This window comes from Faecalibacterium sp. BIOML-A1 (assembly GCF_009679715.1).
Lineage (GTDB): Bacteria > Bacillota > Clostridia > Oscillospirales > Ruminococcaceae > Faecalibacterium > Faecalibacterium taiwanense.
Genome location: NZ_WKZJ01000007.1, coordinates 100,748 through 116,299 on the forward strand (window position 1 = coordinate 100,748; position 15,552 = coordinate 116,299).

19 protein-coding genes and 1 pseudogene are annotated in these 15,552 nt (G+C 49.0%); 10 read left to right on the forward strand and 10 right to left on the reverse strand.

All coding sequences use genetic code 11. The annotated features are described in order from the left end of the window. The first annotated feature begins 1 nt into the window (after nucleotide 1). The 8 genes from GKG36_RS09340 (at nucleotide 2) to GKG36_RS09375 (ending at nucleotide 8,425) form a co-directional block, all read left to right on the forward strand. The gene (locus GKG36_RS09340; RefSeq protein WP_154260410.1) at nucleotides 2-598 is read left to right on the forward strand and encodes a hypothetical protein; all 597 of its coding nucleotides are present in this window, start codon (nucleotides 2-4) and stop codon (nucleotides 596-598) included. Between the two features lie 23 nt (nucleotides 599-621). Beyond that, nucleotides 622-2,004 carry a DUF6382 domain-containing protein gene (locus GKG36_RS09345; RefSeq protein WP_154260412.1) on the forward strand — a complete coding sequence of 461 codons (1,383 nt, stop codon included), beginning with the start codon at nucleotides 622-624 and terminating at the stop codon, nucleotides 2,002-2,004. A 1-nt stretch (nucleotide 2,005) separates the two neighbouring features. Then, nucleotides 2,006-2,875, forward strand: coding sequence for a PP2C family serine/threonine-protein phosphatase (locus GKG36_RS09350; RefSeq protein WP_154260414.1), 870 nt, complete (start codon nucleotides 2,006-2,008; stop codon nucleotides 2,873-2,875). Then, on the forward strand, nucleotides 2,872-5,100 hold the full coding sequence (locus GKG36_RS09355) for a serine/threonine-protein kinase (RefSeq protein WP_154260416.1): 2,229 nt from the start codon (nucleotides 2,872-2,874) through the stop codon (nucleotides 5,098-5,100). Before GKG36_RS09350 ends, GKG36_RS09355 begins: the two co-directional genes overlap by 4 nt. Nucleotides 5,101-5,114: 14 nt before the next feature. Then, a complete protein-coding gene (locus tag GKG36_RS09360; RefSeq protein WP_154260418.1) occupies nucleotides 5,115-5,252 on the forward strand; it encodes a hypothetical protein in 138 nt (45 codons plus the stop codon). A 19-nt stretch (nucleotides 5,253-5,271) separates the two neighbouring features. Continuing rightward, nucleotides 5,272-6,528, forward strand: a complete 1,257-nt coding sequence (locus GKG36_RS09365) for a tetratricopeptide repeat protein (protein WP_154260420.1) — start codon at nucleotides 5,272-5,274, stop codon at nucleotides 6,526-6,528. A gap of 15 nt (nucleotides 6,529-6,543) precedes the next feature. Next, the gene (locus GKG36_RS09370) at nucleotides 6,544-7,869 is read left to right on the forward strand and encodes a tetratricopeptide repeat protein (protein ID WP_154260422.1); all 1,326 of its coding nucleotides are present in this window, start codon (nucleotides 6,544-6,546) and stop codon (nucleotides 7,867-7,869) included. 361 nt (nucleotides 7,870-8,230) lie between these two features. After that, nucleotides 8,231-8,425: a DUF3873 family protein gene (locus GKG36_RS09375; protein ID WP_117529620.1), complete on the forward strand. Its 195-nt coding sequence runs from the start codon at nucleotides 8,231-8,233 to the stop codon at nucleotides 8,423-8,425. A gap of 52 nt (nucleotides 8,426-8,477) precedes the next feature. On the opposite strand, the gene GKG36_RS09380 is transcribed toward GKG36_RS09375, so the two are convergent. The 10 genes and pseudogenes from GKG36_RS09380 to GKG36_RS09425 form a co-directional block, all read right to left on the reverse strand. Then, nucleotides 8,478-9,860, reverse strand: coding sequence for a relaxase/mobilization nuclease domain-containing protein (locus GKG36_RS09380; protein WP_154260424.1), 1,383 nt, complete (start codon nucleotides 9,858-9,860; stop codon nucleotides 8,478-8,480). 55 nt (nucleotides 9,861-9,915) lie between these two features. Continuing rightward, nucleotides 9,916-10,194 carry a hypothetical protein gene (locus GKG36_RS09385; RefSeq protein ID WP_154260426.1) on the reverse strand — a complete coding sequence of 93 codons (279 nt, stop codon included), beginning with the start codon at nucleotides 10,192-10,194 and terminating at the stop codon, nucleotides 9,916-9,918. A gap of 110 nt (nucleotides 10,195-10,304) precedes the next feature. Beyond that, nucleotides 10,305-10,634, reverse strand: coding sequence for a plasmid mobilization relaxosome protein MobC (gene mobC / locus GKG36_RS09390; protein WP_243145081.1), 330 nt, complete (start codon nucleotides 10,632-10,634; stop codon nucleotides 10,305-10,307). Between the two features lies 1 nt (nucleotide 10,635). Beyond that, entirely contained in the window at nucleotides 10,636-11,442 is an 807-nt protein-coding gene (locus GKG36_RS09395; protein WP_154260428.1) for a hypothetical protein, read from the reverse strand. A 97-nt stretch (nucleotides 11,443-11,539) separates the two neighbouring features. After that, a pseudogene (locus GKG36_RS09400) lies at nucleotides 11,540-11,941 on the reverse strand (type IV secretory system conjugative DNA transfer family protein); the annotation flags it as partial. A 94-nt stretch (nucleotides 11,942-12,035) separates the two neighbouring features. Beyond that, nucleotides 12,036-12,401 carry a hypothetical protein gene (locus tag GKG36_RS09405; RefSeq protein WP_015524251.1) on the reverse strand — a complete coding sequence of 122 codons (366 nt, stop codon included), beginning with the start codon at nucleotides 12,399-12,401 and terminating at the stop codon, nucleotides 12,036-12,038. Between the two features lie 77 nt (nucleotides 12,402-12,478). Continuing rightward, on the reverse strand, nucleotides 12,479-12,673 hold the full coding sequence (locus tag GKG36_RS09410) for a transposon-encoded TnpW family protein (protein ID WP_015524250.1): 195 nt from the start codon (nucleotides 12,671-12,673) through the stop codon (nucleotides 12,479-12,481). Nucleotides 12,674-12,715: 42 nt separating this feature from the next. Further along, nucleotides 12,716-13,579, reverse strand: coding sequence for an ATP-binding protein (locus GKG36_RS09415; RefSeq protein ID WP_015524249.1), 864 nt, complete (start codon nucleotides 13,577-13,579; stop codon nucleotides 12,716-12,718). After that, nucleotides 13,576-14,310: a phage replisome organizer N-terminal domain-containing protein gene (locus GKG36_RS09420; RefSeq protein WP_015524248.1), complete on the reverse strand. Its 735-nt coding sequence runs from the start codon at nucleotides 14,308-14,310 to the stop codon at nucleotides 13,576-13,578. Before GKG36_RS09420 ends, GKG36_RS09415 begins: the two co-directional genes overlap by 4 nt. 113 nt (nucleotides 14,311-14,423) lie before the next feature. Next, nucleotides 14,424-14,822, reverse strand: coding sequence for a cysteine-rich VLP domain-containing protein (locus tag GKG36_RS09425; RefSeq protein WP_154260430.1), 399 nt, complete (start codon nucleotides 14,820-14,822; stop codon nucleotides 14,424-14,426). 126 nt (nucleotides 14,823-14,948) lie between these two features. On the opposite strand from GKG36_RS09425, the gene GKG36_RS09430 reads away from it, so the two are divergent. Both GKG36_RS09430 and GKG36_RS09435 read left to right on the forward strand, forming a co-directional pair. Further along, a complete protein-coding gene (locus tag GKG36_RS09430; RefSeq protein ID WP_005924829.1) occupies nucleotides 14,949-15,227 on the forward strand; it encodes a type II toxin-antitoxin system RelB/DinJ family antitoxin in 279 nt (92 codons plus the stop codon). Next, nucleotides 15,224-15,514 (forward strand): type II toxin-antitoxin system YafQ family toxin, encoded by a 291-nt coding sequence (locus tag GKG36_RS09435; RefSeq protein ID WP_002596328.1) that lies wholly within the window; start codon nucleotides 15,224-15,226, stop codon nucleotides 15,512-15,514. The genes GKG36_RS09430 and GKG36_RS09435 overlap by 4 nt, the downstream gene beginning before the upstream one ends. Nucleotides 15,515-15,552 lie beyond the last annotated feature (38 nt).

The following is a 15,552-nucleotide window of genomic DNA, read 5'->3' on the forward strand; positions in this document are numbered from 1 at the left end:
AATGAAAAAGATATTTTCTGGATTTAAGGATGAGCAGGATGGTGCGATTGCAATCGAAGCATGTATCTCACTTACATTATTTCTCATTGTAATGATTGCACTGTACAGTGTGATACAGGTGTTTACGGTTCAAAGCATGATCAGCCATGCTATGCAGGAAGCCTGTCAGAGCATGGCGCTGGAAAATTATAATCAGTCAATGTTCAAAACTGGAACGCTGCAGCAAATTCCCAGCAAAGTGTTTGATTGGATTTCAGGTGGACATCGAGAAAATTTCAGTACATCGGCGGATTTCTCTTGGAAAGGAATGTTTTCTTCATTGCAGTCGACAACAGAAATGGAACAGACGGAGACCAGCAATGCAAAAAAACGATTTGCTGCATATCTGAACGGTGGGACGGAAGACGCCGATGGGCTGTTGAAAAATTATGGCGTGGTGGGAGGTCTGGATGGAATTTCCTTTGCTGGCACAGAAAAATCTGGCACCGACATGACCATACAGGTTTCCTACAAGGTTCGTTTGCTCTTTTACATCGAGATGTTCCACTTCGGAGAATTTGAAAGTACACAAACAGTTTGCTGCAGACTCTGGAAATAAAACAGCGGAAAGGATGTCGCACTATGGAGGAATATACTGTTATCACACAGGGCAATGCAATCTATCTTGAGGGAAAACTTGGTGATGAAGAGCAGCTGGATGAGGTAGACCGAGGGATGCTGGTCTCGAACCAGATCTCCGGTTTTCTGCCGCTCAGTGTGCAATGGGTCAATGGAAACTGCCGTCTGCTGTACAACATTACGGGTCTGACGCCTCTGGAGCAGGCTGCAAGGATCCTGGAAAACGAGACCCGGCTGACCAACTTTTTCCTGTCGCTGTGCAAGGCGGAAAAAGAATGCGATGAATATCTGCTGAATCCGCGCAAGATCGATCTGGAACCGGGAGTTGTCTATCTGGATGCGGACGGAAAGGCATTTGTGCTGTACCGTCCGGTCGAGGCAGCAGGACAGAAGTATGACCCGATGGAGCTGACGCATTTCGTGTTTCGCCTCATTGGTCAGCAGATGCCTCAGGACAGCAGGATACTCAATGTCCTTTCCCGTCAGCTGCTGTATGGCGGAAGCTTTTCCTTTGCGGAACTTGAGCCGAAACTGAAAGAAAAACCGGTCATGGAAAAGCTCCCGGAGCCGGTGCAGGAGGAGACCCCGCGATACGAGGAAAGACATCCGATCCAGGCGAAGCCGTATGTCCCGCCGAAGCCCGTGATGGAACCGCCGAAAACGGAGATCCCCAAGCAGGAACCGGTAGTCCCGGAACCGGCACAGGACAATCCTTTTGCACAGAGCGGCAATCCTTTCGCAGAAGTCCAGCCCAAAAATGAAAAGCCGCAGAAGGAAAATAAAAAAGCAGAGAAGAAACCGGAGAAAAAGAGCGGCGGCCTGTTTGGCCTTTTTGGAGGAAAGAAGGACAAGAAGAAAGCAGGCAGCGAAGAACAGGAAAACCCCTTCCAGCAGAAAGAAGAACCCCCGCAGGCAGCACAAAAGGCCGAGATGCCTCGTGCGCAGCGCCCGGCCCCGGTCGCTGCGCCCATGCAGGCTCCGGCTGCCCCGAAAGCAGAAGCAGGCCGGACGGTGCTGCTGTCTGGCAGCGAGAACGGCGGGACCGCCAAAACGATGGTCATGGGGAGCGGCACGACAGGCGCCGGAGAGCTGTACCTTGTCCAGAAGGATACGAATCAGTACATCCATGTGACCCATACGAATTTCCATATCGGACGTGCGGAAAATATCGTGGATTATACAGTGCAGACAAGAAACCACTATCTGGGAAATGACCATGCCTATATTTTGCTGGATGGCGGAAATTATTATATCGTTGATAATAATACGCAGAATCATACATATCTGAATGAGCGGCGGCTGGAGCCTTCTAAGCCGACATTGTTCCATGCAGGCGACACAATCAGGATGGCAGATGTGGTGTTCAACGTGATAATGGGTTCCTGATATGGCATTACAGTTGGTACATATAACGGATAAAGGGGACGTCCGCTCATCGAATCAGGACAGCTTCTGTGCGAGGATATCGAGCTTTGGACAGGAAACGGTCGCGCTTCTGGCAGTGTGCGATGGAGTGGGCGGTCTGCAAGCTGGAGAACTTGCCAGCACGGGCGCAGTACGCTGCTTTGAAGACTGGTTTGAACAGCAACTTCCTTTGATCATGCAATCGGGGCTGACAGATACGATGGTATTCCTCTCATGGCATCAGATACTGGAAAATCTGCATAACGCGCTTTGTGAATACGCTGAAAGATCAGCGATGCAGTTCGGAACAACGGTGTCTGCGTTGCTGATATCTTCGGATAGGCTCTACTGGGTGCAGGTTGGTGACAGCAGAATTTACTTGGATGACGGTGCCGGAACGGAGCAACTGACGAAAGACCAGACGCTTGCGATGAGAGAGGTAGAGGCCGGAAGGCTTTCGCCAGAGGCAATGCAGACAGACCAGCGGAAGAATATTCTGCTACAGTGCCTTGGATATGGAAAAATGGAACCTGTGTTCCAGAGCGGACCACGCCCACAGAGGGGCGCTGTAGTGTTGTGCAGTGATGGATTCTGTCACTATTTGGCTGAGAAACAGATACATCGGCTTCTTACAGAAACAGAAACGAGAGAACAGTTGTGGCAGCAGATGCAGAAAACTGTGGAGTACTGCCGTGCTCATGGTGAAACGGACAACATCACGGCGCTGGTGCTGAAGTGGGACGGTCAGGAACAGAAACGCTCCGATTCTGCAGAATGGATTGAGGTGTGGGCGAGGCTTTCAGGAGAAGCGGCACCGGAGGAATATGACCGGGAACTAGGAGGAATCTTGTGAGCGAAACAATTACGCTTGGGTTTACGAACCCAGATTATGAAAATATTCATGTGCTGAATCGGCTGGGTGGCACAGGAGACGTGTTTGCAGCTCATAAAAAGGGCATGGATATTGATGTGGTAATCAAGCGTACACAAGTGCAGTATCATGACCGAATCAAGCAGGAAAATGAGTCTATAATTCTAAAAAGTCTAAAGCATCAGTATTTGCCAAGAATCTATGATGTGCTTTATGGGCAGGACGGTTGTATCTATACTGTAATGGATTACATCAAGGGTGAAAATCTGGAGCAGTATGTACTGAAAAATGGTCCGGTGACCCAAAAAGAGTGCTATCGCTGGGCGTGTCAACTCTGCGAGGCAGTCCAGTATCTACATCAGGAAACTAGCGAAAAACCGGCTATCATTCATTGTGATATTAAGCCGGGAAATATAATGATTACCCGCAGCGGAGACATCTGCCTGATTGATTTCAACACATCACTGATTTTTCGGCGGGATAAGAAGGCGGTCGCGGTGACGGATGGCTATGCTGCGCCAGAACAGTACAGCCCTGTGCAAAGCACCCCCAACGCAGCGATGCCACCGCAGAGAGAAGGCATCGAAGATGCGACCGTACCAATGGATGCAACGATGCCGATGGAGACCGCGCTTCAGAATGAGGCAACAGTCCTGATGGACGAGCAGTGGAAGCCATTGCAGCCCACAGAAAAAATGCCCGGCGGACAGGAAAGTAGCCTGCGGGGGGTGGATGCAGAGGGCGAATACGGTGCCATTTCGATGGCGACTGATATTTATGCCATTGGCGCAACGTTATATTTTGCTGTGACAGGGCATGCTCCGGAAAAATCACTGGATAAAGTAACGCCGCTGGAACAGTATAAGCCTAAGATAAGCCGCTCGATGCAGACCATTATCACCCGGGCGATGCAGAAACAGCAGGAAAAGCGGTTTCAACAGGCTGCGGAGATGCTGCGTGCGTTGAAGAACATTGACAAAATGGACCGAAACTACAAGGACTATCAGGTGCGTAAGCGGGTCATTGCGCTGGCACTTGCAGTCTGTTTTTCAGCAAGCGCATACAGCTGTTATTATGGCGTGACGCGAATGAGAAGTGAGCGGGAAAATCTCTATCTGCTGGACCTCGCACAGGCGGAACAGGCTGAGAAAACCGCGGACTATGGGACAGCGCAGACCCTTCTGCAGGGTGCTATCCAACGGCAGCCGGGACGGGCAGATGCCTATCTACAGCTGGCTGTGTTGATGTACCGCACCGGAGATTATCAGGGCGCTGTCGATCAGCTGGAAAGTGCAGTTTCTTCCGGAAATCTGAAGGAAAATGACATGGATGCTGTCACACGGGAAAAACTCCACTTCATCAAGGGAAACTGCTATATCGAATTGCAGGATTATGATAAGGCAGTACGAGAGTTACAGCTCGCTGTTCAGCAACAAGGCGCAGAGCCAGAAAGCTATCGTAGTCTTGCAATCGCACTGGCTAATGCAGGAAAGCTGGAGGATGCCAAAAAGACTCTGGAAATCCTGCGGGAAAACGGCGCATCTTCGGGAGACTGCGATTTAGTCGCAGCGGAGATTATGTCACTGCAAAAGCAGTATTCTGAAGCACTTGACCTTTACCAGAAGGTGTTTGATGAGGTTGATGACATACAACTTCTGAGCCATGCATATCTGTCAGCGGCCAATGCGGCATTGAATATCGATGATTTCGTATATGCGGAGGAAATCCTGAAGCAAAGCTGTAAAGCATTGCCAGAAGGTCAGTCTGTGCTCGAAAGGGAGATGTTGGCAGATATTTCCCTACAGCAGGCTGTTACGGACAAGGAGCACTCAGAAAAGTATTATAAACAGGCAGAACAAAGGCTGAATGAGCTAGTGGAAAGTGGATACGCAACCATCTCGACAAAGCTAAATCTTGCAACAACGCTACAGGCACTGGATAAATACAGCGAGGCAAACAAGATTTTGCAGGAACTTTCAGAGCAGTATCCGGAAGACTACCGTTTCGATATGCAGAGAGCATACCTTCTTATTGACTGGCAGAATGCAAAGAGCGCTGAAAAGAGAAACTATTACGAGGCCGGAGCTTGCTATGATTCTGCTGTAGAAAAATACCGTCAAGCACAGGCCAATGGAACAGAAGATATGCAGATGGCTATATTGAATAATCTTATAGATCAGCTTCGTACAGGTGGATGGCTTAAGTAAAGGAAAGGGATAAAATGTCTACAGGACAGATTTTTTTCGTGGTCGGCATTGTAGGAATGCTTGTAACAGCTGTTGCGAGTGTTATCTCTGCCCGCATCCTGAGCAAACAGGAGAAGAAAATGAAGAAAGAAATTTGGAACGAGTATAAATAAAATATAAGGAAAAAAAACAATGACGAAAAAGGAAAAAAAGCTGATAGCAGTAATTGGGTTAGTAGTAATATTACTGACTGCCTGTGCTTCAAAAGCGGCGAACGCAACAGAAAAAATCGAGCTTGGCCAGAAATATCTGACGGAGGCAAACTATACTGAAGCTATTGCCGCATTTACCGAAGTGATAAAGATTGACCCATCTAACATCGAAGCCTACATGGGTCGTGCAGAAGCGTATAAGGGTTTGAAACAGTACGATGATGCAAAGGCAGACTATACAGAAGTCATAGGGAAAACCGATGAAATGCCGTATACACAGGCACAGGCATATATGGGCCGTGCAGAAGTGTACGAACTGACTGATGAGACGACCTCTGCCGAGAGCGATTACAGCGTGGCAATCGACCTGCTGGATGAAGATGATATTGGAATGAAGGAAAATATTGCGGATACCTTTATTCGGGAGCTGAAAATCAAGGTACTGCAGTTGCACGCAGAAATTTGCATAAGACTTGGATTGTATGATAAAGCACTGGATGACTACGCAATGTTAGCAGAGCTTGGTGTGGATATGACGGCGGAAAATCAGAAAGACTCTTCTGCACAGGACGAAAGTTCAGTTGGTGGAACATATGTATGGAACTATGCTGATGAAAACGGGGATGTTACAAAAATGCAACTGACTGTGCAAGCTGGAAGCCGTCAAATGAACGCCATCGTCAACTATCCTTCTAATCTTGATGCGGAGGCTATAGCGGGCATAATTGCTGGCTATACATTAAAAAAAGAGTATCCAGAAATAGAAGAAGCGTATTTGGAATTTCAGAAAGCAGCAGAGGCTAATAGTAGATTGGCGGAGAGAATTGATGTAAATCATGTGACAGAGGCACAAATGCAAGAAGCAGAGGCATTGGCAGCACAATGGGAAGCACTCGAGTCGAAATACGGTAGCTATTTTCAGATATATGAGAACGAGATTCAGAAATGGGCGGGAGTTGATTGGAGACCCCAAATTATTGAAACCGTTTTTCTGAGTAATCCCGTTAGTCGTGTTGAAAAAACATCTGATACGCTTTATATTTATGTTCCAACTGGAACAAGATATACAAAAGCCATAATGGACTTTATATCTTATAGTGGAAAGTCAGAGTCGATCGATGCGACAGATATGGTAATGGAAGGGAAAAAAAATAATTTGTCTCAGCCAATTTATGAGTGGGACATGAGCAGCAATATGATTGGTTCGTTCAAAATTGAGTATCGAGAGGATAAATAAGAAAGGACTTCGGTTATGAAAAAGTGTAAAGAGATATTGATTGGTGTACTCCTCTTATCAATGGTCTTTTTTACGGCCTGTACCTCGAAAGCTGCAAAGGCAATGGAGAAGGTAGAACTTGGTCAGAAGTATTTGACCGAGCTGAACTATACGGAAGCTGTAGCATCCTTTACAGAAGCTATTGGTCTTGATCCGGAGAATATCTCAGCATATATGGGCCGTGCAGAAGCTTATGTGGTTTTGAAACAGTATGATGATGCAAAGACAGACTATACCACAGCTATCGAAAAGGCAGTGGAACAGCCCTACACACGTGCAGAAGCCTATGTGGGTCGTGCAGAAGTCAACGAGGTGACCAACGCAAATGAAGCTGCATTGTCAGATTATGAGTCAGCTCAAAATATTTTGGACTCTATTGACTGGAGTAAATTTAAAGAAATCACAGAGCAGATGCTTAAGGCATTACAAGAAAAAATAGAGAAAGCCTGCGAAGAACTGAGAGCCTTGCTGGGCCTTAATGAAAATGATGAGCCGCTGGACACAACTGCAATATTCCAGAATGCAATAGATGGGGTGGCGGCGGACGCTGAATATGCAGAAAACGAGCGTTATGTCATCGTGAACGATTATGATGGGGATGGAAAACAGGAAGCCTTTGGATTTTTGGGAATCCGGAATGACGAATACCAGACATGGGAGTCGGTGAAGCTTTACTACCTGAAATCGGATGGTTCGGTCGAAGAAATTGCTCTGAATGGAGATGTAACGGGCGGACCGGCAAAGGTATCTGGGGCCGAACAGATGGATTTTTCAGAGAGCTTTATTACGCTGGGCAATAAAACTTTTTTGGACTTTGAAATCGGATATTCGGCGAGCGAACCAACGACTGTATTGTTTGGTGTAAATGATGGAAATTATACATCGACTTCAGTGTACGGCTATTTTCCGGAAAAGGTCGATGAAAACCACATTGCGACCTCGGATTTGGATTATCGGGTTGTCTACAAAGAAGAAAACGGTATTTTTACTGAGACAATGAGAATGCCGGGAGAGGATTACGAATATCGGTTTGCTTCAAAGGAAGAATACCTGAATAGTATGCTGACGGAAGAACAGCTGAAGGATATGGCAAGAGGTCTGGGAGTACCAGAAGACCTTGATGTGAGGTACATTCAAGGTGAAAGAAGCTACTGGGAGGCTGGAGAATGCTGGGAAATCTATGTGTTGGTCTGTACTGGTAACAAATGCATAGCCTCCTGTAGCATTAATCCGGACAATGGGGAATGGACGCGAAATACTGCTATGTATGATCCAGATCATGCATGGGAGGTAAACTGCTGAGAAGATTGCGATTTCAAATGTTATGCTTAAGTATGAATTGGTTGTCTCTCATATATGCTATATGCTTTGAGCACATACATCTGTACTGTTCATTGAAGCGGCAAGCAGTGCATTTGTGCGCACAAATGCTATTTTGCGTTGCAAAATGCTTGTTGGGCGGTGCCCAAACCCCATGCGTTCTGCATCCAATGGATGCAGGCTGCGCATTCCTGCGGAACGCTTCTGCTGCGTGTCAATGCACACTCTCTCCGAAAATCCCGAATGCTTTTTGGTGCAAGCGTCAATGGCACAGTCCCGGCATTCGTGGTAAAATAAAAACGTTGTGTGCCTGACACACGAAAAAGAGAGGACGGATGCAGAGATGGAACAGCTTTATCTGATGCCCGGTGAGGAACGCTACACGAAGTTTCAGGACGAAAACGGCGTACCGAAAGTTCGGTACACTTACTGTTCGCTGCACGGCAGGCTGTTCAACTGCACTTGCAAAACCATGGACGAAGCCCAGCGGTTGTGCGAGGATTGGCTCGTGACGCAAGATCGCTGCTACATAAACTAAAAAAGACCGCCGGGAACCGACCATAAAAGGTCAGACTCTCGGCGGCCTTGGCTTATCGGGTTTGTTCTTTTTCCTTGCCGTCCTTTTCCTCTGCAAAGAACAGCTCTACATTCTTCTGCGCTTTTACGATCTCCTGCATCTCATCCCGTGCCTTTCGGTACTCTGGATAGAGTGCTTTTTTCTTGGTGAGCAAAGCAGAATACTCCGCGTTCAGCTCCTTTACCTTCGGCAGCTTTTTCAATCCTGTTTCATCAAAAGCGTCTTTGGCAGCTCGGTGCAACGTTATTTCCTCCCGGTGTGCTTCCAGAAATTTGGGACTATACCCAGATTTGCGGTAAGCATCATACACTGGCCGGGTCTTGGCGTAGTTGACGATGTGCGCCCGGAGGACGGCAATCTCGGTCATGCGCTGCTCTGCGGCCTTGATAGAATCGCCCAGTTCGTGATAGTGTGAAAGTGCAGCATCTGAAAGCTCTTTCAGCTCATCCGCACTGCCGATTTTCTGCTCTTGCAGAAAAATCAGCGTCTTGGACATTTCTTTCAGATTATACTTTTTCGCCCAACGTTCATAGCCGCCGCCTTTGCCTTCAGCAAGTTTTGCCTGAATATCGACCAGCAGCTGAAACGGCTGCTCTTTGGGTAGCTGTTTCTGGCGGGGGTGGTGCTCCACTTTGCCAGCCAGCACAGCTTTGATTTCGTCCTCGCTGTACCCGGCACCCAGTGTCTTGAACCGGATAAAGCGTTTCTGCCGTGCGCCTTTGACCGAGGTGTATTTGCCGCGCTTGATTTCATAGCCCTGCTGTTCCAGCTTTTGCAGAAAATCTTCGTAGTCGGTGGGCTTCTGCTGCAAAATTTCGTCGATGACACTGCACAGCCGGTCGCGGTTGCTTTCCTTTGGCGGGTAAGTGATGCGCTTCTGCCGTTCTCGGTAAGGCTTCTTTTCAATTACGGAGAGCTGATGCTCCAGACAAATCAGGTCGCTCAATCGCTGCACTGCCAGCCCAGAGAAGAAAAAATCCCGAAATTTCCGGGTGCCATCCAAAGCGGTCGAGTTATAGATAATATGATTGTGGATATGCTCCCGGTCGGTATGGGTGGCGACGATAAAAGCGTGTTTGCCTTTCAGAAATCGGGAGGCCAATTCGTAGCCAACTTGATTTGCTTCCGCTGCTGTGATTTCACCGGGCCGGAAGGATTGCCGTATCTGATAGGCAATCACATTGCTTTTCTGGCTGCGCCCGGTGGCCTGCTCGTACAGCTTCTTTGTGAGCATAAACTCCTCATCCACGGTAAGCGGGCTGCATTGATAGCTGCTGACAAGTTCGCCCCTTTCAGTCTTGTCGGGATTCTGCGCATAGCCGGTGCGGTCTTTCAGGCAGGCGGCAATAGATTTTCCTTTGTGCTGATGCAGTGCAATCAGACGAGTAGCGGCCAGAGCAGATCCCCCCCTTCAACGAAAAAGCCGCCCGAAGGCGGCAGAAGATTCAAAATCAAATAACGTCCCGGAGCCAGCCGCTGAATCGTTCAACGCCCTCCACCATCGCAGTTGCGCCGACAAAAAGGACAAAGCAGAGAAATTCAGCAACCAGCAGAATCAGGAACTGATCCCAAGTCTGGCGGTAGACGGTGTAGATGCCGCAGCCGAAAATATACAGCATCAACGGCGCGACAACATAGCTGGACAGAGTAAGAAGCCACTTTGCCATCAAAGCCAGAAAAGCCACGAACAGAGAGATCGGAGCAAGCATCATCTTGAACAAAAACCTCATATCAGACACCAACCTTTCTTTTTCGCCCCTATTATAAAGGTATCGACATCTGCCTTGCAAGGATGTCAACCCTTATGTACCCCCACAGTCCTCCAACTGCGGGGAAAATTTTAGAGCTCTGCCAGCCGGGAAAGGATCTGCCGACCAATCTCAATCAGCTCATCCAGCCGGGTGCGCAAGTCCTCAAGGTCTGCGGCATACAGCTGATTGCTTTCATTGACACGCTTCGCCATCTGATTCAGATTATTGCTGCAATTCTGAAGAAGGTAGGACATCTTCCGCAGCTGTGGCAGATCAAGGTTCAGACAATACCCATCCAGCGCCATTTTGCGGATATAGGCACTCAGGCTGTGAATCCCCATGCCATACATTTTTTCACAGATGCGATGCCGTTCTTCTGCGGTGACACGAATAAACAATCGGTACTCCCGATTCCGCACGTTATCGTTCCTCCTTGTCGAAATAAGATTTGAACGGTTTGACGGGTTCTACCTTATCAGCCTTATCTTCCAGCGCAGCCAGCACAGAGGGGCGCGGGGCATCCTCCTTTTTCGGTTCTTCCTGTTCCGGCTCATCATGCTGTTTTTCGTCCACATCCAGCTGTGCATTCAGCTCGGCCAGCCGTGCAGATTTCTGCGCCAGTTCCTCTTCCTGCGGGAACGGCTTTTCCACCTCGACCTGCGCCGCCGCCTGCTGCTGATGCAGGGTGGTCAGCTCATTCTCGGCGGCGGTGATGCGCTCCGGGAAGCTGTTCAGGGAATTATCCAGACGGATGATGTTGCCCAGCGGGTCGTTGCCCAAAGGCACCGTGTACTTTCGCTGCCCTTTCAAAAGTGCCTGATACTCCGTGCGGAAAGCATCGAACCGCAGAGAAAGCTCAAAGCCCCGGTAGTTGCCGATGACTTTTTCCTCGGCGTTGGGCAGCTCGGAACAGGCAAGAACCAGACGCTCGCCGGCGGTCTTTTTCTCGTCGTAGGCAACACCCTTAATGACCATGCCGCAAAACTCCTCCTTGCCCTGCGGGTGGGCGGCGGCAAGCTGTGCGTCCGCTTTCAACCCGGCAATGTGGGCGTTCGTTTCCTGAATGTCAGCCGGGAACTTCGTCAACAGCTTATCTTCCAAACGGAACTTCTGGCTCTGATGGTCGGCTTTCAGCACCTTCAGCTTTGCGACCTGCACATCCAAATCCATCTTCTCTTTGATGAGAAGATTGCCGGCACACAGAGCCTTGATTTCTGCATAAGACAATGCCTGTTCATCTACATCATCGCAGGAGCGAACCGGGGATTTAGAAGTCATAATTTGCGAGATGAAACGCTGTTTATAAACAATGACAAAAATAACGATTATCCTTGTAGATGGCTTTCAACTGGCTTCTGGTTTGCAGCACAAGGCAGGCCGAAATCTCGCGGCTGCGGATGGTTGCCACCAGTTTTTCCAGCTGCGGAATCTGGCCAATGTTGGCACACTCGTCGATCAGGCAGCGCACATGGACAGGCAGCTTTTCGCCGTACACATCATCTGCTTTGTCACAGAGCAAATTGAAAAGCTGGGAGTAGATCATGCTGATAAGGAAATTGAACGTGCTGTCCGTATCCGACATGATAAGGAATAAGGCTGTTTTTCGGTCGCCCAGCTTATCCAGTTCCAGCTCATCGTACATGGTCGCATCCCGGATTTCTTGGATGTCAAAGGGCGAAAGGCGGGCACCGCAGGAAATCAGGATGGATTTTGCGGTCTTGCCAGAGACAAATTGTCAAGGACTTTTTAATCGAATTCACAAAAATCTACAAAAAAGGTGCCAGAAGCACCGTATGGCTCCTGACACCTCGTTTGATAGATTACATTTTTCCGTTCAGCAGGTCTTTGCAGAGATACGCATAGTCTGGCAGCTGGTTGATATATGGCTCCCAGCGCCGCTTGATTTCGGCCAATTCCAGCGGGTCGGCTTCCTCCAGTGCATGATCGTTGCCCGTCATATACAAAACATCCATAGCAACATCATCCAAACACTTGCAGCAGAGATCGGCGGCTGATTCGATTCTGATACCGGTATCCACATAGACTGGATTGACGCCAATCGTCAGCCAGACATAGCCTACCTTGTCCGACCAGAGCAGTTCAAAATCAGGGCTTTGCCGCAGATGTTCCGCAAAGACTTCCTTTACTCGCTCAATTTCATGTTTCTCTTTTTCTGTGTAAAGCATTTTCGTGTCCTCCTTGACAAAAATTTTGGTGCGTACCATCATCAGTTTAGCACAAGGCGGCTTCGTTTATCAGTCTGTCACATCTGCTGAATTTCATTTTTGAGCATACGCTTGATTTTATCGCTCATGGTTTCTGTGCTGGTATTGCTGAAATGGACATGAACCTTGTAGGTTGTCTTGCCGATTTTCTTTACCATCGCCGGCGTGTTTTCCGGCGCTCTGGACGCAGTAGCGGCGTCTGCCACCTGCATAGTATGGGGTTCTTTGTTCATGGCGCTCCTTTCTCCGAACGGGTCTGTGCCGCCGGTAAAAAATCAGTCGTGCTTACTGTTTACAATGTCTTTTGCTGCCTGTCGGGTAGCACCGGCATTTTCTTCCCGGAAATTCTTCCCGTCAAAGAGAATCGGCGCACACCGTTCCAGAATACGGTCATAGATACGGGCGTGGGCCAGGTCAGGCGGGTTTTTCAGCTCGGACAGTTTCAAGTTTGTTGTGATAATCATGGGCCTGCGGCTGCGGTAGCGGCTGTCGATGACGAAAAACATCTGCTCCATAGCATATTCGGTACTGCGCTCTACACCCAGATCGTCAATGATAAGCAGGTCGTACTCATCAAAGCTGGCAATAAACTCTGACCTGTCCTCAGAGAACATCCCGGTCAGGCGGTTCAGAATGGTGGGAAAGTTCGTCATCAGCACCGGCACATCCTGGTCAAGCAAAGCATTGGCAATACATCCGGCGAAAAAAGACTTGCCGGTTCCCACATCTCCAAATAGCAAAAGCCCGATATTGCTCTTATATGCCTCTTTCCAGTTCTCCACATAGGCGTGAGCCTTGTCCATCAATGGGTTTTGGCCGTTGTCGTTGGCAAAGGTGTAGTCATAGAGATAGCGGTCTTGCAAACCCTGTGCCTTTCGGCGTTTGATACGCTCCATGCGGCGCTGCCGTTCTTCAGCAGCCTTGCGCTGCTCCTCAGCTTCCCGCTGGCACTGGCAGATGCAGCGCGGCATAAAGTAGCCGGATTTCCCAAAGCATGGCACAACGGTCTGCCTCTGGCCGCCGCACTTCTTACAGTGAATGAGCCCGTCTGACGGGTCTATATACTCGTCCTCAGCCAATTCCACACCGGCAGCTGCCTTGTCGATGAATGCCCGGATTTCTGCGGTAATCTCAATCATACAGTTTCATCCTCCTTTACGCTGTAATCCCGGTTGCGTGAGGGTGTGACAGTTTTTTTAGCGTCCTCACCGGCCCAGCGCCGGATGGTCGCTGCATGGCTCTGATACCGCTTGCCAGTAGAAGCCATGTACTCGGACAGCTTTTCGATGTACTGGCCCCATACAGTGGGAAAGCTGGCCTGTAAGTCTGCCAGTTCCCCGTCCGTCAGGAAAACATTCTGGTAACGGCCATAGGCGTGGGCGGGGTGTCCCTTCTCTATCTCTCTCTTTATCTCTATCTCTTTCTCTAACTCTATCTCTATCTCTGGTGGACGAATGTCGGACAAATGTCCGCCGTTTGTCCGGGGCGCAGAAAGAGCCTTATTTTGGAGCCTCGCAGCCCGCTTTCGCTCAGCCTCGGTAGAGGACTGGCCGATTAAAAGTTCGATGTTGCTCATGTAGAATGTGCCGCTGTCCAGCACCTCCACAAGACCCAGCTTCAAAAAGATCTGCAAGGCTCTCTCCACAGTGCCGATCTGCTGGCGGGTAATGGTGGCGATCATCTGCGCCGTGTAAGGAATGTCCTCGTCAAGTTGAAGCCGTCCACCATGTTTCAGCGATTTCAGATACAGCTTGAGCAGAATGTTGGAATACAGCACACCATCCTGCATACTTTCCAGCAGCACGATGGAATCATCGTCAAAATAGTTTTCTTTGAGTTTCAGGTAATAATATTTTCGGTTGTCTGACATTGGGTTCCTCCTTGGGGTTTCTCTTGGGATTCTGTACGCATTTTAAGGCCGTTTTAGGGGTCGGAGGATAAATCTATCAGCCTGCCTTTGACACCCTCGAAAAAAGCCTTGATTTACAAGGGTTTTTCAGCCCCTAAAGCGTGACATTTCTCCCGTTGTTTCCGCTTGCGCTTTGCGGCATTGATCCGCTTCATGCGTGCGGCACATTCCGGGCAGTATTTGGCCCGGTTGGAACCGGGGGTAAACAGCGCCCCGCATACGGCGCATTTCTTCGCATTCAGCCGGTGGAACAGCGCCGTTTCCAGTTCCTTATCCTGCGGCAATACCGCCGTCCGAAACCACCTGCACAACAGGGAGTAGGAAATAGACTGGACACAGACACATTCCTCCCCATCGTCCAGGGCGATACAGTTTCCGTCGATGTAGTTACAGCACTCATGCACCAGCCTCCGCACTCTGCGGTACTGGCGGTAATCCATGGCGGGGATAGGTTCAGACTTATTGTTCTTCATAAATGATTTCTTTCATAAAGTTGATAACCTCCTTGAATGAATTTATTGTTAAATATTCGTGCAAAGTATTGTTTTCTTCGTGCAAATGGCATATACTATAATTGCCAGCAGAAAGGGGTTGATCGTATGGCTGGAAATACCACAAACATCAGTATCCGCATGGACGCAGATTTGAAAGCGCAGGCGGACGCACTGTTTACAGAACTTGGCATGAACCTGACTACGGCGTTTAACATCTTTGTGCGCCAGTCGCTTCGTGAAGGCGGCATTCCCTTTGAAGTAAGGCTGGAACAGCCGAACAAGGAAACGGTTGCTGCCATGCTGGAAGCGGAAAGGATTGCAAAAGACCCGTCTGTAAAGGGCTACAATGACCTTGACGAGTTGTTTGCTGACCTGAAAAGATGAAAGAAACCAAATATACCGTCAAGTACACGACCAGTTTCAAAAAAGACTACAAACGAGCCATCAAGCGTGGCTTGAAGATCGAACTGCTGGAGCAGGTCGTAGCATTGCTGGCAATGGGCGAACCGCTGCCGGATAAGAACCGTGACCATGACCTGTCTGGCGATTGGGCAGGCCATCGAGAATGTCACATTCTCCCGGACTGGCTGCTTGTCTACCGCATAGAAGATGATGTTCTGGTGCTGACGCTGGCCCGCACCGGCACACACAGCGACTTGTTCGGCAAATAAACAGTCTGCCGCCGTATGGGGAAACCTGTACGGCGGTT